Origin of the sequence: Eoetvoesiella sp., assembly GCF_035555955.1 — a bacterium.
Classification (GTDB): Bacteria; Pseudomonadota; Gammaproteobacteria; order Burkholderiales; family Burkholderiaceae_B; genus Eoetvoesia.
This window is the reverse complement of the sequence record NZ_DATMGA010000006.1, coordinates 1-26006: the sequence shown is the minus strand read 5'-3', so window position 1 is coordinate 26006 and position 26006 is coordinate 1. Positions and strand designations below refer to the sequence as shown.

The 26006-nt window shown below is 59.0% G+C and carries 23 protein-coding genes; all 23 read left to right on the top strand.

The genetic code is table 11. The features are described 5' to 3' along the window. Positions 1-135: 135 nt before the first annotated feature. Entirely contained in the window at positions 136-3189 is a 3054-nt protein-coding gene (locus VNT00_RS00975; RefSeq protein ID WP_414650859.1) for a xanthine dehydrogenase family protein molybdopterin-binding subunit, read from the top strand. After that, positions 3186-4004: an FAD binding domain-containing protein gene (locus tag VNT00_RS00970; protein WP_325583578.1), complete on the top strand. Its 819-nt coding sequence runs from the start codon at positions 3186-3188 to the stop codon at positions 4002-4004. Before VNT00_RS00975 ends, VNT00_RS00970 begins: the two co-directional genes overlap by 4 nt. Continuing rightward, the gene (locus VNT00_RS00965; protein ID WP_325583576.1) at positions 4001-4525 is read left to right on the top strand and encodes a (2Fe-2S)-binding protein; all 525 of its coding nucleotides are present in this window, start codon (positions 4001-4003) and stop codon (positions 4523-4525) included. The genes VNT00_RS00970 and VNT00_RS00965 overlap by 4 nt, the downstream gene beginning before the upstream one ends. After that, entirely contained in the window at positions 4518-6038 is a 1521-nt protein-coding gene (locus VNT00_RS00960) for an AMP-binding protein (protein WP_325583574.1), read from the top strand. The genes VNT00_RS00965 and VNT00_RS00960 overlap by 8 nt, the downstream gene beginning before the upstream one ends. A gap of 67 nt (positions 6039-6105) precedes the next feature. Then, on the top strand, positions 6106-7290 hold the full coding sequence (locus VNT00_RS00955; RefSeq protein ID WP_325583572.1) for an ABC transporter substrate-binding protein: 1185 nt from the start codon (positions 6106-6108) through the stop codon (positions 7288-7290). Positions 7291-7368: 78 nt separating this feature from the next. Next, the gene (locus VNT00_RS00950; RefSeq protein WP_325583570.1) at positions 7369-8262 is read left to right on the top strand and encodes a branched-chain amino acid ABC transporter permease; all 894 of its coding nucleotides are present in this window, start codon (positions 7369-7371) and stop codon (positions 8260-8262) included. Continuing rightward, positions 8255-9298 carry a branched-chain amino acid ABC transporter permease gene (locus VNT00_RS00945; protein WP_325583568.1) on the top strand — a complete coding sequence of 348 codons (1044 nt, stop codon included), beginning with the start codon at positions 8255-8257 and terminating at the stop codon, positions 9296-9298. The genes VNT00_RS00950 and VNT00_RS00945 overlap by 8 nt, the downstream gene beginning before the upstream one ends. Further along, positions 9295-10080: an ABC transporter ATP-binding protein gene (locus tag VNT00_RS00940; RefSeq protein WP_325583566.1), complete on the top strand. Its 786-nt coding sequence runs from the start codon at positions 9295-9297 to the stop codon at positions 10078-10080. The genes VNT00_RS00945 and VNT00_RS00940 overlap by 4 nt, the downstream gene beginning before the upstream one ends. After that, on the top strand, positions 10073-10780 hold the full coding sequence (locus VNT00_RS00935; RefSeq protein WP_325583564.1) for an ABC transporter ATP-binding protein: 708 nt from the start codon (positions 10073-10075) through the stop codon (positions 10778-10780). Before VNT00_RS00940 ends, VNT00_RS00935 begins: the two co-directional genes overlap by 8 nt. A 53-nt stretch (positions 10781-10833) precedes the next feature. Further along, positions 10834-11640 (top strand): enoyl-CoA hydratase/isomerase family protein, encoded by an 807-nt coding sequence (locus VNT00_RS00930; protein ID WP_325583562.1) that lies wholly within the window; start codon positions 10834-10836, stop codon positions 11638-11640. Between the two features lie 589 nt (positions 11641-12229). After that, positions 12230-14350, top strand: a complete 2121-nt coding sequence (locus VNT00_RS00925; RefSeq protein WP_325583560.1) for a hydantoinase/oxoprolinase family protein — start codon at positions 12230-12232, stop codon at positions 14348-14350. An 8-nt stretch (positions 14351-14358) separates the two neighbouring features. Next, positions 14359-16173, top strand: a complete 1815-nt coding sequence (locus VNT00_RS00920) for a hydantoinase B/oxoprolinase family protein (protein ID WP_325583558.1) — start codon at positions 14359-14361, stop codon at positions 16171-16173. After that, the gene (locus tag VNT00_RS00915) at positions 16170-16448 is read left to right on the top strand and encodes an acetone carboxylase subunit gamma (protein WP_325583556.1); all 279 of its coding nucleotides are present in this window, start codon (positions 16170-16172) and stop codon (positions 16446-16448) included. Before VNT00_RS00920 ends, VNT00_RS00915 begins: the two co-directional genes overlap by 4 nt. A gap of 32 nt (positions 16449-16480) precedes the next feature. Further along, on the top strand, positions 16481-17161 hold the full coding sequence (locus VNT00_RS00910; RefSeq protein WP_325583554.1) for an isochorismatase family cysteine hydrolase: 681 nt from the start codon (positions 16481-16483) through the stop codon (positions 17159-17161). A gap of 60 nt (positions 17162-17221) precedes the next feature. Beyond that, positions 17222-18202, top strand: a complete 981-nt coding sequence (locus VNT00_RS00905) for a BMP family protein (RefSeq protein WP_325583552.1) — start codon at positions 17222-17224, stop codon at positions 18200-18202. 24 nt (positions 18203-18226) lie between these two features. After that, complete coding sequence (locus VNT00_RS00900) at positions 18227-19747, top strand: ABC transporter ATP-binding protein (RefSeq protein ID WP_325583550.1); 1521 nt, start codon at positions 18227-18229, stop codon at positions 19745-19747. Further along, positions 19744-20778, top strand: a complete 1035-nt coding sequence (locus VNT00_RS00895) for an ABC transporter permease (RefSeq protein ID WP_325583548.1) — start codon at positions 19744-19746, stop codon at positions 20776-20778. The genes VNT00_RS00900 and VNT00_RS00895 overlap by 4 nt, the downstream gene beginning before the upstream one ends. Further along, the gene (locus VNT00_RS00890; RefSeq protein ID WP_325583546.1) at positions 20778-21713 is read left to right on the top strand and encodes an ABC transporter permease; all 936 of its coding nucleotides are present in this window, start codon (positions 20778-20780) and stop codon (positions 21711-21713) included. The genes VNT00_RS00895 and VNT00_RS00890 overlap by 1 nt, the downstream gene beginning before the upstream one ends. Before the next feature lie 74 nt (positions 21714-21787). Further along, a complete protein-coding gene (locus VNT00_RS00885; RefSeq protein ID WP_325583544.1) occupies positions 21788-22243 on the top strand; it encodes a MarR family winged helix-turn-helix transcriptional regulator in 456 nt (151 codons plus the stop codon). 436 nt (positions 22244-22679) lie between these two features. After that, a complete protein-coding gene (rpsL, locus tag VNT00_RS00880) occupies positions 22680-23057 on the top strand; it encodes a 30S ribosomal protein S12 (protein ID WP_180071600.1) in 378 nt (125 codons plus the stop codon). A 137-nt stretch (positions 23058-23194) separates the two neighbouring features. Continuing rightward, entirely contained in the window at positions 23195-23665 is a 471-nt protein-coding gene (gene rpsG, locus VNT00_RS00875; protein WP_325583540.1) for a 30S ribosomal protein S7, read from the top strand. A gap of 15 nt (positions 23666-23680) precedes the next feature. Next, positions 23681-25783, top strand: a complete 2103-nt coding sequence (gene fusA / locus VNT00_RS00870; protein ID WP_325583538.1) for an elongation factor G — start codon at positions 23681-23683, stop codon at positions 25781-25783. Between the two features lie 83 nt (positions 25784-25866). Further along, on the top strand, positions 25867-26006 hold a 140-nt coding region (locus VNT00_RS00865; RefSeq protein ID WP_325583600.1), incomplete at its 3' end, for a GTP-binding protein.

The following is a 26006-nucleotide window of genomic DNA, read 5'->3' as shown; positions in this document are numbered from 1 at the left end:
CCCCATTTTGTCTTGATGCTGCGCACTGTACCCGGAGCGCGAATTGCTTCTCCGTGCCATAAAAAAAGACTCAGTGGTAAATAGCCGGACCTGACGATAACGCGCCCCGACGGGTGCCGCCCTACACTTTTTGCAATGGTCACGTTGCAAAAAGAGGCGCATATTTTGGATTGCTCTACTACTGTTCTTGCCGGCGCACCCGACGTCTCAGCTCGAACCGGCGCGCAAACGCACATTGGGCGTTCCGTGCCGCGAGTGGAAGACATGCCCCTGCTGACAGGGCGTGGAAGTTTTGTGGATGACGTTGGGGTCAAGCCCGGCACGCTGTACGCGGCGATACTGCGTTCCCCCCATGGGCACGCGGAAATCCTGTCCATCGATGCAGCCGCGGCCATGCGGTTGCCCGGAGTTCGCGCCGTATTGACGGGGGCCGATGTCAAGCAGTGGGCCACTCCCTTCGCGGTAGGGGTGAAGCAGCCAATGGAGCATTGGTGCATGGCGATAGAGCGCGTTCGCTATGTAGGAGAGCCGGTGGCTGTGGTGGTGGCGGAAAGCCGCTATATCGCTGAGGATGCTCTGGATCTGATCCGTGTGGAGTATGCCAAGCTGGCCGTTGTGGTGGATCCCGAGCAGGCGCTGCTTCCCGACGCCCCGGTCTTGCACACCGCGGTGGGAACGAATGCGGTCAACGACAGGAACTTCCGTTACGGCGATCCCGATGCGGCGTTTGCCGCGGCGGAACGCACGGTCAGTATCAAGGTACGCTACCCTAGGAATTCCTGCACTCCCATGGAGTGCTTCGCCGTGGTGGCGGAACATCTGCCTGGAGACGATGGCTACGAAGTTCTGTCGAATTTCCAGGGGCCCTTTGCGTTGCATCCGGTAATGGCGCGGGCGTTGAAGGTCAGCGGTGCGAAGCTGAGAATGCGTTCGCCGCACGATTCAGGCGGCAGCTTTGGCACAAAGCAGGCGGTATCGACTTATGTCGTTCTGATGTGTCTGGCATCGAGAAAGGCCGGTGCGCCCGTGAAATGGATCGAAGACAGGCTCGAGCACCTGGTTGCGGCCGTATCTGCCACCAATCGCGTAACCACCATCGAAGCGGCCGTCAAGGCCGATGGAGAAATCCTGGCGCTCCGTTATCACCAGATAGACGACTGCGGCGCGTACTTGCGCGCGCCGGAGCCCGCCACGTTCTATCGCATGCACGGCATGCTTACCGGCGCCTACAAAGTCCGGCATCTGGATGTGCGCAACCAAGTGGTCCTGACCAACAAGACGCCTACGGGCCTGGTGCGGGGATTTGGCGGGCCTCAAATGTACTTCGCGCTCGAGCGCCTGATGCAGCGGATAGCCGTCGAGCTAGGCCTGGATCCGCTGGACGTCATTGTCCGGAACTTGATCGATGCCGATGCGTTCCCTTACGCGACGCCGGCGGGATCCTTGTACGACTCTGGAAATTATCAGGCGGCGGTCGAACAGGCGCGCAAAGAGGGGCGATTGGACGAACTGCTGGCGCGGCGCGACCAGGTGCGAGCAAATGGCGGGTTGTACGGCATCGGCTATGCCATGATTGTAGAGCCGTCCATTTCCAACATGGGTTACATCACCACCGCGCTGACGCCAGAAGAGCGGGCCAAGGCCGGCCCGAAGAATGGCGCGAATACCAGCGCCACCGTCAATGTGGATGGTTTGGGCAGTGTGAGCGTGATGATTGACTCCGTGCCGCAGGGCCAGGGCCATCGTACCGTCGTCGCCCAGGTGGTGGCCGATGCATTGGGGCTGGAGCCTGGCGATATCGTGGTCAATACCGAGCACGACACGCAAAAGGACGGCTGGTCCATCGCCGCGGGCAATTACTCCAGCCGTTTTGCCGGCGCTGTGGCGGGCACGGTGCATCTTGCCGCGATGAAGGTGCGTGACAAGCTGGCGCTCATTGCCGCCGAGACATTGAACGTTGCGCCGGACGAGCTTGTCTTTGCCCAGCGAAAGATCTTCGCGGCGTCGAGCCCCGAGCGCAAGCTGGCGTTCCATCGGGTGGCCGGCAACGCACATTGGTCTCCGGCCACGCTGCCCGCGGGCATGGAGCCTGGCCTGCGCGAAACGGTGTTCTGGACTCCTCCGCAATTGGCGGCGCCCGACGAAAAAGATGTGATCAACAGCTCGGCAGTTTATGGCCTGGTCTTTGATATATGCGGGCTGGAAGTGGACAAAGTGACCGGGAAGGTTCGCATCGACCGCTATGTCACGCTGCATGACGCCGGGAGAATCCTCAATCCCGCCTTGGCGGACGGGCAATCCCGGGGCGGATTTGCGCAAGGCGTGGGCGCTGCGCTAATGGAAGAGTTCGCCTATGGCGAAGATGGAAGCTTCCTGTCCGGCACGTTCGCCGACTACCTGGTTCCGACCACCTGCGAGGTTCCCGACCCGACGATTCTGCACATGGCGACGCCGTCTCCGTTCACACCGTTGGGGACGAAGGGAATAGGCGAAGGCAACAACATGAGTACGCCGGTTTGCATCGCAAATGCCGTGGCCGATGCGCTTGGTGTGGCTGACATTCGCCTGCCTCTTACTCCGTCCCGGATCCACGAGCTGCTGGCCGTCGCCGAGCCTGAGCCTAGCGGGGCGGGCATTGCGTTCCGGCCAGGCGTGCCTGCGCGTGCCAAGGGCAAGGGAGGGCACGCGCTCTCCATGTCGGGGTCGGTAGACCTGGCCGCCACGCCTGAACAGGTGTATGCGGTATTGCTGGACCCGGTCGCATTGGCGCGAGTCGTTCCGGGATGCCGCGAGCTTACCTTGATTGGCGACAACCATTACCGTGCCGACGTCACGATCGGCATAGGCCTGGTCAAGGCCCGCTACCTGGCCGAGGTCAGATTGAGCGATCTGGATCCGCCGCACGGCCTGTCCCTGGGCGGGAGCGGGGTCAGTCCTCTGGGGTCTGCAGAGGGTGATGGCCGCTTGAATCTGGAAGCCACGCCGGATGGCACGCGCTTGTCGTATGACTATGAAGTGGCCGTGAGCGGCAAGGTTGCCGCTGTGGGCGGACGCATGCTGGAAGGCGCGGCCAAGGTCGTGTTGCGGCAGTTGTTCGAGCAGCTTGGGCGTCAGGCTATCGGCGGCGCCGAGGCTCCGGACCGCTCATGGTGGCAGCGCGTCCTGAAACTGTTGGGGAGGTCGAAATGAAGCCGGCCGGTTTTGACTATATACGCGCCGATACGGCGCAGGAAGTGGTGGAGAGCCTGGCGCAGTACGGCGAAGACGCCAAGATCCTCGCAGGAGGGCAGTCGTTGATGCCCATGCTGAACATCCGTCTGGCACAGCCCCGGATACTGGTCGATATATCCCGGTGCGCGGATCTGGACTATGTCCGTATTGAAAACGGCTATCTGGCGGTTGGTGCGGCGGCGACGCAGGCCAGCGTGGAAACACGGCGCGACCTCGCCGATGAGGCTCCGCTTCTGAAGCTGGTTTTCCCGTGGATCTCGCATTTCCAGATACGCAATCATGGGACCGTCTGCGGGTCGATCGCTCACGCGGATCCGAGCGCCGAACTGCCCCTGTGCCTGACGGCGTTGCATGGACAGGTTGTGCTGCGCTCGAAATCCGGACGCCGGGTCTTGGCCGCCGAAGACTTCTTCCAGGGAATGCTGCTTACCGCGGTGAGACCGGGGGAAATCGTGGAGGAAGTGCGGTTTCCGTTGCGGGAAGAGAGCGTTCGTTACACGTTCGAGGAGGTGTCGATGAGGCATGGCGACTTCGCCATCGTTGCCATGGCTGCGATAGTTGGCAAGGACAGCATTGCCGTGACGGTGGGCGGGGTGGCGGATCGCCCGCAGTGCCGACAGTGGTCGATGCTGGTGGATGATGATCTGGACGTAGCGCTGAACGATTTTGCATGGGAGCTCGACGCCCAGGGCGATGCGCATGCCAGCGCCCATTATCGCCGGCATCTGGTTCGCAATATGGGACGCAAGTTGATTGAAAAGGCGAAGGCATGAAGCGCTACGAGAAAGATTCCTTCAACAAGATCTCACTGATATTGAACGGGGTTGAGCGCAGCGCCTATGCGGACCCGCGCATGCTGCTGTCGGACTTTCTGCGCCTCGAGCTGGGCGCAACGGGCACCCATGTCGGCTGCGAGCATGGTGTGTGCGGCGCCTGCACGGTACAGATCGACGGAATTGCCGTTCGATCCTGCCTGCAGCTGGCCGTGCAGGCTCAGGACCGCAGGATAGATACGGTGGAGGGACTGGCGCAAGGGAACGCGGCGGGGCTCGACGATCTGCAAGAGGCGTTTCATCGCAACCATGCATTGCAATGCGGCTATTGCACGGCTGGAATCCTGATGTCTTGCGAGCACTATCTAAGGCGCGTCCCCAACCCCACCGAGCACGAGGTGCGCGAAATGTTGTCCGGCCATCTATGCCGGTGCACGGGCTATACAAATATCGTCAATGCGGTGCTCGAGGTTGCCGCGTTGCGTAATAACACGACTTTAGTGGAAGACAAAAATGCTTGATTTGGGGAGAAGCTTCCTGGCGGCGGAGGAACGCAGTCCGCAAGCCGTCGCTATCGTGGACGGCGATGTCCGGCTTAGTTATGCCGAGTGGGGCGGGCGCATCCGGAGTGTTGCCGCTGGATTGCGGAGTCTGGGAGCCAGGAAAGGCGATCACATGATCCTGGTTTTGCAGAACCGGTGGGAAATGGCAACCCTGTATTGGGCATGCCAATTCCTTGGCGTGATTGTCACACCCTTGAACTGGCGGGCCAAGCCGGAGGAAATCGACTATTGCATCGAGGATTCCGGTGCTACGTTGATTGCCTTCCAGGACGTTTCGATGCAGGCGGTTGCAGAATCGACGCTTGCGCACCGCCTGTTCCGCGTTGCTGTTGGAGCGCAAGCCGGCGGCTCGCATGGGTTCGATGAGTTGCTGCAGACCCCGGGGCTGGAGAATCCGCTTGATGCTTGCGCCGATGACTGGTCATTGATGTTGTATACCTCGGGCACCACGGGAAAACCCAAGGGCGTTCCCCGCCGCCATCGTCACGAACGATCCGCCGCGTTGGCTCACGTTGCCCAGAACCTGTACCGGCGTGGTGAGCGCACGCTGGGCGTCATGCCTCTTTACCACACGATGGGCGTGCGCTCGTTGCTGTCCATGGCCTTGATCGATGGGTGTTTTGTCTGTGTCCCGAAATTCGACCCGGCGTCTGTCTTGCGCGCCATCGAGGCAGAGCGCATTACGAATCTGTACCTTGTTCCGACTCTTTATCACGATGTCGTAGCCCATCCGGATTGCGCGCATACGGATTTATCGTCCGTGCGCAAATTGGGCTTTGCCGGCGCCTCCATGAACCAGGACCTGATGCAGAAGCTGGTTGCCGTGTTTTTGCCCGAGCTGTTCGTCAATCATTACGGCTCGTCAGAGGTCTATACCTTCACGATCGATCAGGAGGCTGCAAAAAAGCCGGGCAGCGCCGGCAGGGCGGGCATCAATCAACGCATCCGGGTCGTTCAAATGAACTCGGGCGACCCCGATCGTATCGTTCCCCCTTACGAAGAAGGAGAAATCATTGCCGACCTGAGCGGCGATGAGTCGTTCGAAGGCTATTGGAACCGGCCCGACGCCGATGCCAAGGCCTTGCGCGCGGGCTGGTACTTTACCGGCGACACGGGCTATGTCGATAGTGATGGGGATCTTTTCGTGTCCGGAAGAACGGACGACATGATCATCAGCGGTGGTGAAAACATTTCGCCCATCGAGATAGAAAGCCTGCTTTCATTGCATCCCGCGGTCGATGAGGTGGCGGTGGTTGGCCTTTCCGATCCCCGCTGGGGCCAGAAGGTTACCGCGTTCATCAAGCGGATCGCTGCGGTGACGGAAGAAGAACTGGATAACCATTGCCGCTCTTCAGGCCTGGCCAACTTCAAGCGGCCCAGGTCTTATGTGTTTGTGCGCGAAGTGCCTCGTTCCCCCGTTGGCAAGTTGCTGCGCCGCAAGCTGGTGGCCAGTGAATATGAACCCGAATAGCTGTTGCAGAAAGCCCGCGGTAGCCACCGCGGGTTGAAAAACTTTGAATCTAAAATCAGGAGACAGTATGAACAGTTCACAACTATTTTGCCGCATGCTTTTGACGGCACTGGCGGCTGGATTCTCGGGCATTGCCTCGGCCCAGCCCGCCGAGCCGATAAAGATCGGTGTATTGACGCCTCTGTCCGGCACGTATGCCAGCCTTGGCCAGCAAGTTCGCTGGGGTATCGAGCTGGCCACCAAAGAAATAAACGATGCCGGCGGCATCATGGGACGTAAAGTCGAATTGCTCTTTGAAGATGAAGAGGCCAATCCCGCAGTCGCCACGCCCAAGGCCGAAAAGTTGTTTCAGGTGTCGAAGGTGGATTTCCTGACCGGTACGGTGAGTTCCGCGTCGACACTGGCGGTAGGCCAGGTGGCCGAGCGCAATGACCGCTTGATGGCCACCACCGTTTCTTTTTCCGACGCGATCACCGGCGACAAGTGCTCTCCCAACGTGTTTCGGGTCAACGCCAAGGCCGGCCAGCAATCAGTGGCCTTGGCCGAGTGGCTGAGCAAGGCCAAGCCGGACGCAAAGGTTTTTTATCTTGGGCCGGACTACGAGATGGGTCGCAGCACCGTGCATGCTTTCAAGGCCGCCGCGGAAGCGAAAGGGGCCAAGACGGTCGGTGAAGTGTTTGCGCCTCTCGACAACAAGGACTATTCGCCGTTTTTCGGGCAGATTCGCGCCGCGCGCCCGAACGTAATGTATACGTCGGTCGCTGGCAACGATACCGTACGCTTGTTCAATCAGATGAGCGAATATGGCTTGCTTCGGAATCTGACCGTAGTCGGGGCGTCGGGAACCGTTACCTCGCAGAATCTGGGCGCCATGGGCAAGAACGCCGAGGGTTTCACTACCGGTGTGGGTTATTCCGTCGACCTGGATATTCCCGAAAACAAGAAGTTCGTCGCCGCCTTCGAGGCGGCCTACAAAGCCGCGCCGGATCTGTACGGCGCCGATTCATACGGGGTGATGTACTTCTACAAGGCTGCCGTAGAAAAAGCGCATAGTACGGATACCGCCAAGGTTCGCGCCGCGATGGAAGGCCTGGCTTGGATGACGCCCCAGGGCAAGAAGACCATGCGCGCCGGAGACCACCAGGCGGTTCAGGACATGTATGTCACCAGCCTGAAGGACGGCCGGTTCAAGGTCTTGAGCAAGGTGGATGGCGCGGCGGCCATCGGCCCCGACACCTGCAAGCGGTTCTGATAGGACGCGGCTGTATTTTGGCCGGCGGCGCCAACGGGTACTGGCCGGCCAATCGTCCCCGGATAAGGAATGTTAATTATGAGCGGGTTTATCGACACGCTGCAGTTTGTATTTGCGCCGCAAATCATCAATGGCCTTTCCATAGGCGTTGCAGTGGTTCTGATGGCATTGGGCTTGACCATTATTTTCGGCCTGCTGGACGTCATCAATATGGCGCATGGCGAATTCTATGCGCTGGGCGCCTATGTCGGCGTTACGCTGATGGCGATTGGCGTCAATTTCTGGGTGGTGTTGCTGCTTGTGCCCCTCATCATGGCGCCGCTTGGCTACATGACCGAGCGGCTGTTCATCCAGCGGGTCTTTCATCAGAAAGACAGGCACATCCTGACGTTGTTGCTTACGTTCGGGCTGGCGATTGTGCTGGAGGATGTCTACAAGCTCATCTATGGCCCTCAGGCTCTCTCGGTGAAAACGCCCATCGGCGGCGGTAGCGAGGTGCTGGGCGTGTTCTTCCCGAACTATCGGTTGTTTCTGATGGCAATAGGCGCGGTGATCATTGTCGGCGTATGGCTGCTGGTGTATAGAACCAGCCTGGGCGCCATGGTGCGTGCGGCCGCGTTCGACAAGGACATGGCGTCTTCGCTTGGCGTGCCCGTATCGCATGTTTATGCGGGGACGTTTGCCTTTGGCGTAGCCCTGGCCGGTTTGGCGGGGGTGTTGCTGGCTCCGGTTTATTCGGTGTTTCCTACCATGGGCAAGGACTTCATTCTGCTGGCTTTCAGCGTGGTGATTGTCGGCGGCCTGGGAAGCATAAAGGGGGCGTTGATTGCCGGCCTGGTCCTGACGCAGATCCAGGCCATATCCAGCCTTTATATCTCGCCGTCGTGGACCGACCCCCTGGTGTTTGCCATTATGGTGGCGGTACTGATGATACGGCCCCAGGGACTGTTTGGGAGGCTTGGCCATGCGTGACTCCACTTCCGCCGTCCTGGGCGCATTGCCCAGCCGCCCCGTCTTGCAGCGCGAAGACGTCGCCCGAAACGTCCTGCGCTGGTTTGCCTATGTGTTTGTGGCGCTGGCGCTGTTGTTTGCCGTCATCGCGCAAGTGCATGGTGATGTCTTCTTTTTCCGCCTGGCGACCGAAGCTCTGATCTACGGCGGCTTTGCAATGGGCGTTGATTTGCTGCTTGGCTATACCGGCTTGTTGTCGCTTGGCCATGCCTTGTTCTTCGGGCTGGGGGCGTATACGTCCGCCGTGGTGCTTAAAGGCCTGGCGCCTTCCTTCTGGCTGGCGCTTGCCGTTACCCTGTGCGTCAGCACGGTCGTTGGCGCCATCGCAGGCATTATCGCCATTCGTGCACGGGGTGTGTACTTTGCGCTGATTACCTTCGGCATGGCAGAGGTGCTTGCCAAGGCCGTGTTCAACACGCAGGAGCTTGGCGGATCCGACGGCATCATCGGCGTGCCGGTCATCAAGGCGAATTTCCTGTTCTTTACCGTCGATACCGGCAACGCGGCTCACTTCTTCTTCCTGGTGCTGGCGGTCATCATGGTGTTCTATTTTGCCCTGGAGGCATTGTTGCGCACACCGTTCGGACGTTTGGTGGTGGCGATCAAGGCCAACGAAGACAGGGTGCCGTTCCTTGGCTTCAATGCGCAGCGTCACAAGCTTGGCATCTTTGTGATCGCGGCCAACGTCACGGCCTTGTCGGGGGCGTTGTACCCGATGCTGCGTGGATTTGTTTCACCGGAGCTGCTGTATTTTCACTCGTCGGGCAATGCCGTGATCACCGTCATTCTTGGCGGTGTGGGGACACTGATCGGCCCGCTGTTCGGCAGTGTCATCCTGACGGGCTTGAAATCGATCATCGGTTCATATACCGAGCATCACCTGATTGTGATCGGATTGCTGTTCATGTGTTCGGTCATGTTCTTTCCGAAGGGCATCGTAGGATCCCTGAAGGGGCTCGTCGAGTCGTGGCTGGCACGACGCAAGGAGCAATCATGAAGCATAGCGGCAATGCAATGGCCCTGGATGCGGACGTCATCCTCGACATAAAAGACATCTCGGTCGCCTTTGGCGCCCTCAAGGCGGTGGATCGCGTCAGCTTCAAGGCCAGGCGCGGCCAGATCACCTCGCTGATCGGTCCGAACGGCGCGGGAAAAAGCACGCTGTTCAATCTCGTCAGCGGCGCCATCCGGCCCAGTAGCGGGTCGGTCGAGTTCAATGGCGTCGAAGTGACCGGCTTTTCGCCGCATAAGCTCCTGCATGCGGGCCTGGCACGATCGTTCCAGATTACGAAGCTGTTCTTCGAGCTGTCGGTACGCGAGAACCTGCGGCTCGCGGCGCAGTCGCTCGAGTCCGCGCGCCATGCCTTCCTGCCATTGGGCCGCAACCATCATGCGCGCCAGCGGGTTGACGAGCTTATCGAACAATTCCGGTTGCATCAGAAAGTCAATGAGCAGGCGGGGTATTTGTCCCATGGCGAGCAGCGCCGCCTCGAGATCGCCGTGGCGCTGGCCTGCAAACCCAAGCTGTTGTTGCTGGACGAGCCGACGCAAGGCATGTCGCATGCCGATACCGAAGAGACGGGGGCCATGATCCAGTCCCTGGCGGGCGAGGTATCCATCTTGCTGGTCGAGCATGATGTCGGGCTGGTCATGGGTCTTTCCGATCATGTGGTGGTCATGGCGCAGGGCGCGAAGCTGGCGGAGGGCGCTCCGGCCGAGGTTCGTGCAAACCCCGCGGTTCAGGCCGCGTACTTTGGACAGCGAGAATCCGATGCTTGAATTGGAAGAGGTGCATACGTATTACGGCTTGAGCCACGTTCTGCAGGGCATCACGCTTTCTGTCGGGGCCGGCGAAATCGTGGTTCTTTGCGGCCGCAACGGCGTAGGCAAGACGACAACCATCAAGACTATCGCGGGCTGGGTCAAGGCGGCGTCGGGATCCATCCGGCTCGACGGCGTCGAGCTGGTGGGAATGCCGTCCGACCGCATTTGCCGCAAGGGCATAGGCCTGGTGCCGGAAGACCGCCGCATCTTTCCCGGGCTGACCGTTGAAGAGAACCTGAAGCTTGGGCTACTGCAATGCCCGCGGCGCTCTTCCGCGGAGTCCCGCTTGATGATCGAGCAGGCCTATGCCCGTTTCCCGCGCCTGAAAGAAAGGCGCCTTCAAATGGGCACGGCGTTGTCTGGCGGCGAACAGCAGATGCTAGCCATTGCGCGGGTGCTTATCGGAGCCCCCAAGCTGTTGTTGATCGATGAGCCGACCGAAGGGCTGGCGCCGATCATTGTCGATGAGATATTCGCCATCATTGCCGGCTTGCGCGACGAGGGCATCCCGGTTCTGCTGGTCGAACAGAACGTGCATCGTGCGCTCGATGTGGCCACACGATTCTATGCGCTCGAACGAGGCCAGATCGTCATGCAGGGGGACGCCTCGTCGGTCTCCGACCGGCAAAGCCTTGGCGAAGTGATTGCCGTATGACGCGGCGCAAGCCATTCAAATTCAATTGATTCACATCAGGAGTAAAAATCGAAATGTTCCAACTTAAGCACCCAGCGCATACACAGCTTGAACAGCTGGATGGATTCTCGGTGTTCATCGATGAAGCCCGGGAACGGGCCGATATCGTGTTGAATCGGCCGCCGTTCAACGTTATTTCGATGGCGCAACGCGATCAGTTGCGTCTTGTGTTCGAGTCCCTGGATGAGAATCCCGCTGTGCGGGTCATTGTCTTGCGGGCTGAAGGCGAGCATTTTTCCAGTGGCGGCGACATCCGCGGCTTTCTGGATGCCACGCCAGAGCATGTGTCGAAACTGGCGTGGAATGTAGCCGCGCCGGCCCGGTGCTCCAAGCCGGTGATTGCCGCGAACCGGGGTTATTGCTTTGGCGTTGGCTTCGAGATCTCGCTTGCCTGCGATTTTCGGATCGTGTCTGAAACAGCCCAATATGCCTTGCCGGAACAAAAGCTGGGGCAGATTCCCGGCTCGGGCGGATCCGCCCGGCTGCAAAAGATGGTGGGTATTACGCGCACCAAAGACGTCGTTATGCGCTCCCGTCGGATCCCCGGACAGCAAGCCTATGACTGGGGTATTGCCACTATGTGCGTAGCGGATTCCGGCCTGGAGAAGGCTACCGACAGCCTGGTGGATGAATTGCGGAAGTTCTCGCCGATTGCCCAGCGCACGGCTAAAAAGCTACTAAATGATACGGAAGATTCCACGTTATCGATCGCCATTGAGCTGGAAGGGCATTGTTACAGTCGTCTGCGTTCGTCGGATGACTTTCGTGAGGGCGTCGAGGCATTTCATGCTAAGCGTCCAGCGCAGTTCCAGGGTAGCTAAACCCGGACATTTCATGAGTGTAGGCAAATTTCCAAGGCGTTGACGGATCGTCGGACCGCTGGTCAGTTCGCCCACGCGGTGCCGCCTGGAAACGGGCGCGACAGCTCCGGCATTGCCCCCATTAGGTCGCCGGGCGCCAAGCGCTGAGGAACGTATGCCCTGCGTCAGCGGGCGATTGCGCTCATGGAGTACCGCTGCCCGGACTGGGGGGCGACAGCGCTACTCCACTCCACCCGTCTGCACAACCTGATGAGCCTCGCTCTGGGCGCAGCGGTAAAAAATCAATCTCGTCGTTCATCATCCCTGCGTCCGCAAAAGTCGTTTCGGACGCAGGCTTGGCTTATTCGATTCGTCTCGGATAGCGCGCTGGTCATTGAGCGCTTGCTAAGGCTTACCCTTATTGCCCAAAAAAAGGATTGTTAAAGGCGAATTTAGCTGTTATAACACCTATTAATACATGTGTTATTACACATAAAATACGACGCAAGAACAAGAAAGCAACCTAAGCAACATACGGATTTATGGCGAAAGTGCCCGCTGCGGTGCACTTATCACAACAAAGAATCACGTTCAGGAGGTTGAGACAAGCATGGATGTACCAGCAGCCAAAAAGTACATGATCGCCACGGACGTCGGCGGAACATGCACCGATACCGTCGTATTCGCGGCGGGAGAGCCAATCAGGATAGGAAAGGCCCTGTCCACGCCGCCGGATTTTGCAACGGGGATTTTCGATTCGATCGAATCGGCGGCGACCGCAATGGGTAAAAGCAGGGATGGCCTGCTTGCGGAGACGTATCTATTCATTCACGGCTCAACGGTGGTGGACAACACCATTTTCACCAGGGATGGCGCGAAGGTAGGATTGATCAGCACCGAAGGGTTCGAAGACACGATAAAAGTAACGCGTGGGGCCTACGGACGCTGGGGAGGCCTGACAGAGGATCGCATCAAGCACATCGTCAAAACGGAGCGCGCTGCCCCCTTGGTGGATCCTGCTCTGGTCCTGGGTGCGCCCGAGCGCGTGGATGCCGCGGGCGAGGTGCTCCGCGAGCTGGATGAAAAAGAAGTCGAGAAAATGCTGGAGTTTCTCGTCAACGAAAAGGGTGTGGATGCCATTGCCGTATCGTTGCTCTGGTCGTTCATCAATCCCGTCAACGAGCGCCTTATAAAGGAAGTCGCAGCGCGTGTAGCGCCGAACGTCTATTGCACGCTATCGTCCGATATTGCTCCGCTGCCCGGCGAATACGAGCGCACGTCCACAGCGGTGATAAATGCCTATGCGGGCAAAATCACGCAAAGCTATCTCACCGATCTGGAAAAGCGCCTGGCCGAAACCGCTTATCGTGGACAGATCATGGTCATGCAGGGCTACGGCGGTTTGCTACCCGCAAACGAAGCTGCTGATCGTTCGGTGGGCATGCTTGAGTGCGGTCCGGCAGCGGGTGTAATCGGCGGCAAATCCCTTGGCCAGCTATTGGGCCAGCCCGATATCATTGCCACGGACATGGGCGGAACGACGTTCAAGGTCAGCGTGATCCAGGATGGCGAGATCGAATACGCTCGCGAGCCGATGGTTGACCGCTTTCATTATTCCGCGCCCAAGATCGAGGTGGTATCGATCGGTGCGGGTGGCGGATCGATCGTCAGCATTGATCCGCTTACGGGCGAGCCCAAGGTGGGGCCGCAGTCCGCGGGTTCCAGGCCGGGCCCGATATGTTACGGATTGGGGGGGGCCGAACCCACGCTTACCGATGTGTTCATGTTGATCGGCTATATGAACCCGGACACTTTCCTGGGAGGAACAATGCGGCTGGACGTCGAGCCCGCCCGCAAGGTGTTCGAGGAAAAGATCGCCAAGCCGTTGGGGATGAGCGTGAACGATGCGGCAATAGGCATCTATCGCCTCGCGTCGGCGCAGATTACCGATTTGATCCGGGAAATCACGGTTGAGCGAGGGCTGGATCCGCGCGATTTCGTTCTTCATTCTTTCGGCGGCTCTTGTGGAATGCTGTCTTCCATGTTCGGAGCAGAGTTGGGCGTAAAGAAAATCGTGGTGCCGTATACCGCATCCGTGAATTGCGCCTTCGGCCTGGTGTCGGCCGACATCGTGCATCAATACTCGGCGACCAAAACGCTGCCGGCCACGGCCTCCGCTCACGAAGTCAATGCCATTTACGAGCCCATGGTGCGCGAAGCGGCGGAACAGTTGAAGCGCGAAGGCTTCAGCGAGGAAACCATGCAGATGGAGTGGTCGGTCGACCTGCGCTATGCACGCCAGGTTCACGAATTGACGACTCCTGTTCGCGCCTCCATCCCGCTGGACGATCAGGGGCTGGCCATGTTGATTTCCGATTTCGAGGCTCTTTACGAGCGTAAGTTCGGCAAAGGTTCTGCCTACCGGGAAGCAGGCATCGAGATGAAGCTGTTCCGGCTGACGGCTCGAGGCCTGCTGCAAAAGCCGGAAGTGCCCAAGCTGCCGTTCCAAGGCGTCGACGCCAAGGGTGCTTTGATAGGGCGGAGAAATATTTTCGTCGAGGCGCGCGCAGGGATGGCGCCGGCGGATATCTACGACTTCGATAAGTTGCAGCCGGGGAACGTCCTATCGGGCCCGGCCGTTATCCATACGCCCATCACGACGATAGTGTTGCAAGAGGGGCAGCGTGGAAGCATGGACGAATATCGTAACGTCATCATCGAATTTGCATGAGGCCAGACATGGATCCAATAACCTTTTCTATTGTCCGCCACCGTTTGTTCAGGGTTGTGGAGGAGGCCGTCATCACTCTGAAGCATGTGTCGGGCACGGCCATTACCAATGAAGGCCATGACCTCATGGTCAGCCTGTATCGCGCCGATGGTTCGTTGCTGATGGGGGGCGTAGGTTTTCTTCACCATCTGACCAGCGCGGCCGAGGCCTGCAAGGCGATCATTCGCCGCTTTGAAGGCCAGATCGAGGAAGGCGATGTATTCATGCTGAACGATCCTTATACGGCCGCCTTGCATACTTCGGACGTGTATATGCTGGCCCCCATTCACCATGAGGGCACGCTGGTGGCCTGGAGCGCGTGTTTTGTGCATGTCTCCGATATTGGCGCCATGAATCCCGGCGGGTTCGCGCCGGACGCCGGCGACATATACAGCGAGGGCTTCAGCAGTCCAGGGCTGAAGCTGATCAGCAGGGGCGAACTGCGGCGCGACATATGGGATACCTTCCTGAATATGGTTCGCAGCCCCGAAATGGTGGCGCTTGATTTGCGCTCCCTGATCGCGTGCAACAACGTCGCCGGCGAGCGGATGCTTGCGCTGATTGAAAAGTATGGCGCCGATACGGTCGATGAAGTAGGCAGAACCCTCATCGAGCAATCTGAAAACCTGCTGCGCCAACGTTTACTGGAGCTGCCCAACGGCAGCTGGCAATCGCGCCAGTATGTCGATGTCAAGGGCGAGACCTCGAAGATTCTGCTGACGATGACCAAGCAGGACGATACCTTGACGTTCGACTTCACGGGTTCGAGCCCGCAATCCGCCTATAGCGTCAACTGCACGAAGTGGGCAGCGCTGGGTGGTTTGTTCGCGCCCTTGTTTCCATTGCTGTGTTACGACATTACCTGGAATCAAGGGGCGGTTGCGCCCATAAAGATGATTGCGCCTGAAGGTTCGATCGTCAATTGCGTCCGGCCTGCGCCGGTGTCGGTGGCTACTGTGGGGGCCATCCAATCGGTCAATAACGCAGCCTGCTCGGCAATCGGAAAGATGCTTGCCGCCAGTGAAAAATACGCTGACGAAGCAACGGCCGTATGGCACGCCAACCATTTTGCCGTATTCATGTTCGGCCGCACGAGAGAGGGGCGGCTTGCCATCGACACATTGACCGAGACGTTCGCCGGCGCCGGCGGCGCCAAGACCTATGGTGACGGTGTTGATATAGGCGGCGAAATGCCCAACCCGATTTCACGCATGGCCAATGTGGAAACCGTCGAAGGCGCATTCCCGATCCGCTATCTGTTCCGCCGCAGGATGCGGGATTCCGGTGGCGCGGGTGAGTATCGGGGCGGCTTGGGCGGCGAGATCGCCATCGTGCCGCATGGAAGTCCCGATGGCGGCATCAATTTCGTCTTGTCCGGCAAAGGCTCGAAGTTTCCCATGAGCGACGGCCTGGCTGGCGGGGGATCGGGCGCATCGAACGACTACGTCCTGATCAAGGGCGCCGGCGAGGATTCGCGCCGTTCGGGGGAAACGGATTTTGAATCGCTGCGAGGGGAGCGCAAGCCGATAAGCTGGGGCGTGTTTCCGTTGGCCAAGGGTGATGCATTCTATTTGCGCTGGAATGGCGGCGGCGGTGTTGGGGACGCATTGGCGCGGTCCGTGGAGGCCGTCGGCGCGGATGTTGTCAACGGCACTATCTCCGAGCTTGCCGCCAAAGAGCTTTATGGCGTCATCTTGAAAAACGGACAGGTGGATATGTCGGCGACGCAAGACTGCCGAGCCCGGTTGAAGGCCGCCCGCATGGAACAAGGAGCAATGGCATGAGCATCAGGATATCTCCCACGCTTTCGGCAACCGACTCGGGGGACATTTGCTGCAATGCATGCGGCCACAGTGTGGCTCCGCATGACTCAAAGACTCAATGGAAAGACAGGGCGATGCTGGCCACCGAGCGTGTGCGCGGCATGGCGGGATGGCCGGATGCGGTCCATCCGCAGCTCGTCCTGCGCAAGTTCGCATGTCCGTCTTGCGGAAGCCTGCTGGATAGCGAAGTGGCATTGCCTGAAGACCCGTACTTGTATGACGTCGTGATAGGCTAGCCGCTTTTTGGAACCGTCGAAGGAGACCTCGGATGCACAATATTCAAATTAGGCAGGAAATTATCGATCGCGTGCTCGCGCGTCGCGGCCGGCTCAATTTTTTCGAAACCATGACCCCATCGAAGACCGCGCTGGTGGTCATCGACATGCAGAACACCTTTTGCGCCAAAGGCAGCCCGGCCGAAGTCGCTTCGTCACGGGACATCGTACCGAGCATCAACGCATTGACGCCGCAGTTGCGTGCGCTGGGGGTGCCGGTCATATGGGTTTTGCATGCCAATACCCAACATGCGGGCAGAAGCGATTGGGATCTGTTCTACAACTACGTGGTTGCCGGCGAGGTCAGGGACCGGACTCTGGTCAGCAATGCGCCCGAGAACCAGGCGGTGTATTCGGAGCTGGACGTCGATGACAGCGATATCGTCATTGTGAAGAACCGCTATAGCGCATTGATCCCTGGCTCGTCGTCGCTGGAGCGGGTTTTGCGCAGCATGGGCATAGACACGCTGCTGATCGCGGGTACCAAGACGAACATCTGTTGCGAGTCGACGGCGCGCGACGCCATGATGATGGACATCAAGGTGGCCATGCTGTCGGATTGCTGCGGGGCCCTGTCCGACGAAGAGCATCGCGCGGCATTGGAAAACATCATTCAGCAGTTCGGCAACGTCATGACGGGAGAGGAAGCAGTGGGTATGTTGAAGGGCAGTTGATCCAGCCCTATTCGCTATTTCCAGGAATAGGCAAACTCATAAAACGGTGTGGAGACAAACATGCTACGTAAAATCATTTTTGCATTATGTGTTTTTGCTTTGCCCTTGGCCGCGCAGGCTCAGGCTTCTGTGAATAAAAACCTGAAGGTCGCCCTGATTCTGCCTGGCTCGGTAACGGACGGAACCTTCAACAGCGCGGCAGCGCAAGGTATAAAGAAGGCCCAGAAAAAGTATCCCGGGATTCATGTCTCCATCCGTGAAAACACGCAGACGGCCGAGGCTCAGGACGCACTGTCGGCCTATGCGCGCGATGGATACGACATCATCATCGCCCATGGATTCCAGTTCGCCGATGCAGCCAAGCGCATCCACAAGCGCTTTCCCAAGACCTGGTTCATCGTCAATACGGCCAAGGTATCGGAGGCCCCCAACCTGGCGTCTTTCGACAACCGCTGGGGCGACGCTGGCTATATGGCCGGTGCCGTCGCGGCCATGATAAGTAAATCCGGCATCATCGCCAACGTGCCGGCCATTCCCGTGCCCACCATACAAGAATACGATGACGGCTATCATCGCGGCAGCAAGCGCATCAATCCGTCGATCAAGGTGTTGTCCGCTTATGTGGGCTCGTTTTCCGATATCGCCAAGGCAAAAGAAATCACTACCAGCATGATCGACCAGGGCGCGGATGTGGTGTCGGGCATCGGCAACGAAAACGTGGTCGGAACGCTGCAGGCCGCCAAAGAGAAGAAAGTCTTGATGATCGGAACGGCCTTCGATTCTGCGTCCCTGGCGCCCGATACCGTGGTCACCACGGCGCTCATCAATTTCGACGTCAACATCGACATGGCGATCGGGAAGGTCATCGATGGCACCATCGAGCCGAAAAACTATCTATTGGGTCTGAAGGACAATGGAATCGGCCTCGCTCCGTTCAGGAAGTTCGATTCGAAATTCTCGGATAGCCAGAAAGCGACGCTGCGGGAGATTGCCGACGGCATCAAGGCCGGGACGGTGAAAGATCTTCCGCCGATCCGTTGAGCCGCCGCCGGGACGGGAGCTGCCATGGCATTGCCGGATCAACCGCTGCTTGAACTCGAAGGGGTAACAAAACGTTTTGGGCGATTGGTCGCGAACGACGGCGTTGGCTTTTCGGTTGGCCATGGCGAAGTCGTAGGGGTGCTGGGCGAGAACGGAGCCGGCAAATCGACGCTGATGAACATTATTTCGGGGTTGATAACCCCGGACGAGGGCATCGTGCGATTTGACGGCAAGGCCATGCACTTCGACTCGCCGCGCGCCGCCGCCGAGGCGGGTGTCGGCATGGTGCACCAGCATTTCAAGCTGGTGGGGGCGCTGACGGTGGCCGAAAATCTGGCGCTGGGCGATCCCCGCTGGGGACGCGGCCGCTTGCGGCTGGAGCGGCTCAAGGCTGACATCCTTCCCATCGCGGAGCGCCTGGGCATGTCTACGTCGTTCGAGCGGCGTGTCGACAGGTTGACGGTTGGCGAACAGCAGCGTGTCGAGATCATGAAGGTGCTTTCGCGCAAACCGAAGCTGCTGATCCTGGACGAGCCGACCGCGGTGCTGTCGCGCGAAGAGCGACCCGCCTTGTTTCAGATGGTGGCAGAGCTGGCCGGGCAGGGAACGGCGGTTCTGATCATCAGCCACAAACTCGAGGACATCCTGGAGTCCTGTCGGAGGGTGGTCGTCATGCGGCTGGGAAAAGTGGTCAGCGTCTCGGACGTCGGCGGCAAGAGCAGGGACGATCTCATACGGCTATTGGTCGGTGATGACCTGCCCACGCTGGTGCCGCGCACGCAGAGCCAGACCGTGCCAACCCGGCTGTTGTCCGTCGATTCGGTTTCGGTTCGGCGCTCGAACGGAACCTTGGCCCTCGACGGCGTCAGCTTCGAACTCTACCCGGGAGAAGTCCTGGCCCTTTGCGGGGTGGACGGGAATGGCCAGACGGAGCTGGTGCAGATGTTGGCCGGCCTGCTTGCGCCGGATTCGGGCAGCGTGAGGTACTGGTTCGATGCCGGGGGAGGCTACCTCGGTCCCGAGCGTGTGCGCAAGGGTGGAGTCAGCCATATTCCCGAAGACAGGTTGAAGGACGGCGTGCTTGCGGCGTCCTGCCTTGCGGATAATTATTTGCTGACGCAACTCAACGATACCCGGTTCAATAAGGCAGGCTGGCTCGTCCCCCGGGTGCTCAGGCAAGTGGTGGAACGGGCCATCGATGACTTCGCGATCCGGGCGCCGGGGACGGAGGCGCTGATGTCCCAGTTATCGGGAGGCAATCAGCAAAAGCTGGTTTTGGCGCGAGAGCTGGCCAACGATCCAAAGGTGGTGATTGCCGCGCATCCGACACGCGGGCTGGATGTCCAGACCATCGCTTTCGTGAACAACCAGCTGCTTCTCAAACGGACGGCTGGAGCCGGCGTGTTCCTGTCGTCCGCGGATCTGAATGAAGTCTGGCAGGTCGCCGACCGCATCATGGTGCTGTCCGCCGGGCGACTGCACGGACCCGTGCGGCTTTCCGATACCTCTTTGCAGGAAGTCGGCCATTGGATGACCGGACGATGATCAAGATCGACAGCAACCTGAGGTTTCAGATGTGGCTCGCATTGAGCGTTACGGTGGTTACCGCGCTGATACCGGCAATTTTCATCCTGATGGCGGGCAAGAATCCGGTGACGGCATATACATCCCTTCTGGCCTACACGTTGGGGACGTTCAATGGGTTTTTCGAAGTCGTAACGCAGAGCATCCCGCTTGCTTTGGTAGGCCTGGGCGTTGCCGTGGCATTCAGGGCGGGCGTTTTCAATATCGGGGGTGACGGCCAGTTGCTGTTCGGCGCAATCGTCAGCTTTGCCCTGGCGCCGGTTTTTGGCGACTGGCCGATGCCGTTTGGCCTTATCGCATACCTGGCCGCGGGGTTTATCGGGGGCGGGGTTCTTGGCGCTTTCGTGGGCTGGCTGAAGGCCCGCTATCGCGCGAGCGAAATCATCTCCACCATCGTATTGAACCTCATTGTCCTGCAGCTGCTTGCCTGGCTGATTCGAGGGCCGTTTCAGGAGCCGGCCAAGACTATGCCCTGGAGCGATTATTTGCCGGAAACGCTCCTGCTGCCGAACCTGATCGACGGCACCCGCGTCCATTACGGCCTCGTCGTGGCGCTCGCGGCTGTCGTCGTGGTTGCGGTGGTGATCAGGAAGACTTCGTTCGGGTTCAAGCTGACCGCCGTGGGACAAAACCCGTTCGCCGCCCGCTATGCGGGGTTGCGCGAGGGGCGGGTGGTCGTTTGGGCGATGCTGGTCAGCGGCGGCCTGGCGGGTCTTGCCGGCAGCGTCCAGGTTGCGGGCATACTTGAGCGCCTGCAGGACGATTTTGCTCCCGGCTACGGACAAGCAGCGATTGCGATCGCGCTCATGGCCCGCTTATCCCCCGTCCTGGTGCCGTTTACGGCCCTGCTTTTCGCCATATTCTATGTCGGCGCTGGCGTCCTGCAGCGCGAAGCCAATGTGCCTTTCCCCATCGTCCATATCATCGAAGGCGTCGTTATTCTGGGCTTTTTGTGTTTTGACGCGCTGTCCCGTAAACGGAGCTTGGCGTAATGGATATCGTCATTGTCAGCCTGCTTGCGGCGGGTATTCGCCTCAGTGTCTCCATTGTTTTCGCCGCTTTGGGAGAGCTCGTCAGCGAGCGTGCGGGCATAATGAATGTCGGCCTGGAGGGCATCATGTTGTTTGCGGCGTTTCTCGCCGCCTTCGGGGCTGTGTATACGGGTACACCGTGGGGCGGTGTCGCCTTCGCCCTGCTCGGGGGTATCGCCCTGGCGGCGATTCATGCCATATTCGTCATCTATTTGTGCGCGGATCAGATCGTCTCGGGCTTGGCCCTGGTTTTGCTGGGCGGAGGGCTTTCGGGTGTCGGCTATCGCCTGACGATAGGCAGGTCTCCCGGCGAAATCCCGGCGTTTGCGCCGGTCGATTTTGGCGTGCTGAGCAAATTGCCGGTTTTGGGGCCGGTTGTTTTTGGCCATACGGTTTTGGTATATGTGGCCTTTGGCATGGCATTCCTGCTGTTTTTCGCCATGCCTCGTACTGCGTGGGGATTGGAGCTTCGCGCTTCTGGTGAAAACCCGGCCGCCGCGGACGCGGCTGGGGTCAAGGTGAATTCGCACCGTCTGGCGGCAGTGTTGTTCGGAGGCGCCATGGCGGCCATGGGCGGGGCATTTTTGGTGCTGGCGCAGGTGAATGCCTTCGTTGAAGGCATGGTGGCGGGCAGAGGCTTCATTGCCATTGCCTGCGTTGTGTTCGGAGCCTGGCATCCCTTGGGAGTCTTGCTGGCGTGTCTGGGGTTCGGCATTACCGACGCACTGCAGATCCGGCTGCAGATATGGTACCCGGGAGTGCCATATCAGTTTTTCGTCATGCTGCCTTATGTTGTGGCCCTTGTGACGCTCGTGGTATTTGCCAGCCGGTCGGTTGGGCCGGCGGCGCTGGGCTTGCCGTTCAAGACGTTGCGCCGTGTTCGCAAGGCCCGATAGAAAACTTGGCCGGGGCGTGCGGCGGATGCCTCGGTTTTGCGAAAAGACCCAAGACTTTACATATAATTATGCGCATGCCCACTCAAGAACTGATCCCTCCGCATCTCGGCCCCGATCGCAATGTCGCCTTTCAAATGGCTTCGATCATCTTCAAGCTCGAACAGGATCTTAGAAACTCCACCCTCCGGAAGCTGGATATCACCTATATTCATTTTCGGGTCTTGCAGTATCTGCTGGAGGAAGACGGCAAGAAAATAGGCGATATCGCCCGAGCCATCGCAGTTCGGCCTCCTGTGCTCAGCCGGGTTGTCGACCAAATGGAACAGCGCTCGCTTGTAAAACGGGGCGTCGATCCCAACGACAACCGGCTGACGCGGGTATATCTGACCGAGCATGGCCGCGACAAATACGCCCAAGCCTGGCCGGCCGCCCACCGGCTTATCGAGTATGCCCTGGAAGTCCTGGAACCCCAGGAAAAAGAGGCGTTCGGCCTGTATTTACGGAAGATCGGCGAGCACGTATGCGGTTAGGACGTGCCTACCCTGATACTTGAAGGAGCGCCAGGCCCGGCTTGGCACAGACGGGAAAGAAGCAAAACTGCAAATGTTGGGAAAAACCGCCAGTTTGAGGCTGTGGCGGCCGGTATTGGCGGTTTCATTGACCTTCAATGTTTTTCCATGGTACGATGGCAAGCTAACCAAAATATTTAATTGCCAAAATGTTTTAGGTTAGCCGTAGTTTTACTGCAAGACCCGCTCTTTACGTGTTTCTTTACTGGACTGGGCGGTTTTTGCGTAAACCGCCCAAGTTGTTTTTGCCGCTTTTGTTCGTTGATGCCAAACCTTCGAATGCGGGCGACGGGGCAACCGGCCAGTTCGAGCCAGTCTGGATTGGCCCGGGTGTTTCATTCAAATACGTAAATCAGTATGCAAATTCTGCATACAGGTAAAAGGATGCGTAAAGGTCATGCCAACCATTAGTCAACTCGTGCGTAAACCGCGCGAAGTCAGCCGCGCCAACAGCAAGAGCCCCGCGCTCGAAAACTGCCCGCAGCGCCGCGGTGTGTGCACCCGTGTGTACACCACCACCCCCAAAAAACCTAACTCGGCTTTGCGTAAAGTCGCCAAGGTTCGTCTTACCAACGGTTTCGAAGTCATTTCGTACATCGGCGGTGAAGGCCACAACCTGCAAGAGCACTCTGTGGTTCTCGTGCGCGGCGGTCGTGTCAAGGACTTGCCTGGTGTGCGTTATCACATCGTTCGCGGTTCGCTCGACCTGCAAGGCGTGAAAGACCGCAAGCAGGCGCGTTCCAAGTACGGCGCGAAACGCCCGAAAAAAGCCTAAGTTATTTGTCTGGCTAGCTCGGCTAGTCGTATCAGTGCAGCCGTGGGCATGGGCCCATAGCATGTAAGTGGTCCTCATTTTTGAAGGCCGAGACCGTGAAAACACGGTTCAACTGAACTGTCACAAGGAAGTTAAAAATGCCTCGTCGTCGCGAAGTTCCCAAGCGTGAAATTCTCCCCGATCCCAAGTTTGGCAGTGTGGATCTCGCCAAATTCATGAACGTTGTTATGTTGTCTGGTAAAAAAGCTGTTGCCGAGCGTATCGTCTACGGCGCGCTGGACCAGATTCAGGCTAAAACTGGCAAAGAGCCTATCGAAGTGTTCAACACTGCGATCAACAACATCAAGCCCGTCGTTGAAGTCAAGAGCCGCCGAGTTGGCGGTGCGAATTACCAAGTGCCGGTTGAAGTGCGCCCTGTGCGCCGCCTGGCCCTGGCAATGCGCTGGTTGCGCGAAGCAGCCAAGAAACGCGGTGAAAAGTCCATGGATTTGCGCCTGGCTGGTGAATTGCTCGATGCGGCCGAAGGTCGCGGCGGCGCGATGAAAAAGCGTGAAGACACGCACAAAATGGCTGAAGCCAACAAAGCATTCAGTCATTTCCGTTGGTAATCTAAGGACACAATCATGGCCCGTAAAACCCCAATTTCGCGTTATCGCAATATTGGTATCTCCGCTCACATCGATGCTGGCAAAACCACGACGACCGAGCGTATTCTGTTCTACACCGGCGTCAGCCACAAAATTGGTGAAGTTCACGATGGCGCCGCCACCATGGACTGGATGGAACAAGAGCAAGAACGCGGTATTACCATTACCTCGGCTGCCACGACGGCGTTCTGGAGCGGCATGGGCGGCAACTACCCCGAACACCGCATCAACATCATCGACACCCCGGGACACGTCGACTTCACCATCGAGGTGGAGCGTTCGATGCGTGTGCTCGACGGCGCGTGCATGGTGTATTGCGCTGTGGGCGGCGTTCAGCCCCAGTCCGAAACCGTTTGGCGCCAAGCCAACAAGTACGGCGTGCCCCGCCTGGCGTTCGTCAACAAGATGGACCGCACCGGCGCCAACTTCTTCAAGGTTCACGATCAGCTCAAGGTGCGCCTGAAGGCCAACCCTGTGCCCATCGTCATCCCCATCGGCGCTGAAGACACCTTCAAGGGCGTGGTCGACCTCATCAAGATGAAGTCCATCATCTGGGACGAAGCCACCCAGGGCATGAAATTCGAATACGGCGAGATTCCCGCCGAGCTGGTGGATTCCGCCAACGAATGGCGTGAAAAGCTGGTCGAGTCGGCCGCCGAAGCCAACGAAGAGCTCATGAACAAGTATCTCGAAAGCGGTGAGCTCACCGAAGAAGAGATCAACCTGGGCCTGCGCATCCGCACCATTGCTGGCGAAATCCAGCCCATGCTGTGCGGCACGGCGTTCAAGAACAAGGGTGTTCAGCGCATGCTGGACGCGGTCATCGACTACCTGCCCTCGCCCGTGGACATTCCTCCGGTCGAAGGCGTCGACGACGACGGCAATACCATCAGCCTGCCGGCTGACGACAACGCCAAGTTCTCGGCACTGGCCTTCAAGCTGATGAGCGATCCGTTCGTCGGCCAGCTGACTTTCGTGCGCGTGTACTCGGGCGTCCTGAATTCCGGCGAAACCGTTTACAACCCCATCAAGGGCAAGAAAGAACGCATTGGCCGCATTCTGCAGATGCACGCGAACAACCGCGCTGAAATCAAGGAAATTCTGGCTGGCGACATCGCCGCCGTGGTGGGTCTGAAAGACGTGACCACCGGCGAAACGCTGTGCGACGTTGGTCAGCACATTCTGCTCGAACGCATGGAGTTCCCCGAGCCCGTGATTTCACAGGCTGTCGAACCCAAGACCAAGGCCGACCAGGAAAAAATGGGTATCGCCTTGTCGCGCCTGGCCCAGGAAGATCCTTCCTTCCGCGTGCGCAGCGATGAAGAATCCGGCCAGACCATTATTTCGGGTATGGGCGAGCTGCACCTCGAAGTGCTGGTCGACCGCATGAAGCGCGAGTTCGGCGTTGAAGCCAACGTCGGCAAGCCTCAGGTGGCCTACCGCGAAACCATCCGCAAGACCTGCGACGAAATCGAAGGCAAGTTCGTCAAACAGTCGGGCGGCCGCGGCCAGTACGGTCACGTTGTGCTCAAGCTCGAGCCCCTGCCTCCTGGCGGCGGTTACGAGTTTGTCGACGCCATCAAGGGCGGTGTGGTTCCTCGCGAATACATCCCGGCCGTCGACAAGGGCATCCAGGACACCTTGCCCGCGGGCGTGGTGGCCGGCTACCCGGTGGTCGACGTGAAGGTCACGCTGTTCTTCGGTTCGTACCACGATGTGGACTCCAACGAAAACGCGTTCCGCATGGCCGCCTCCATGGCGTTCAAGGACGGCATGCGCAAGGCCAGCCCCGTGCTGCTCGAGCCCATGATGGCGGTTGAAGTCGAAACGCCTGAAGATTACGCCGGTACGGTCATGGGCGATTTGTCCTCCCGTCGCGGCATGGTTCAGGGCATGGACGACATCCCCGGCGGCGGCAAGACCATCAAGGCCGAAGTCCCGCTGGCGGAAATGTTCGGTTATGCGACCAGCCTGCGTTCGCAAACGCAAGGTCGCGCAACCTACACCATGGAGTTCAAGCACTACGCCGAGGCTCCGAAGAACGTCGCTGAGGAAGTTATCAGCGCGCGCGGCAAGTAAAAGTAATACAGGTTTCCGCCCACATTCCTTTTTTGTGGGCGGATGAATTTTTTGTTTCCTTGAAAATATCGATGGGATAAATCATGGCAAAAGGTAAGTTTGAGCGGACCAAACCGCACGTAAACGTGGGCACGATTGGCCACGTTGACCACGGCAAGACGACGTTGACGGCGGCGATCACGACGGTGCTGGCCAAGGCCGGCGGCGGGGAAGCCAAGGGCTA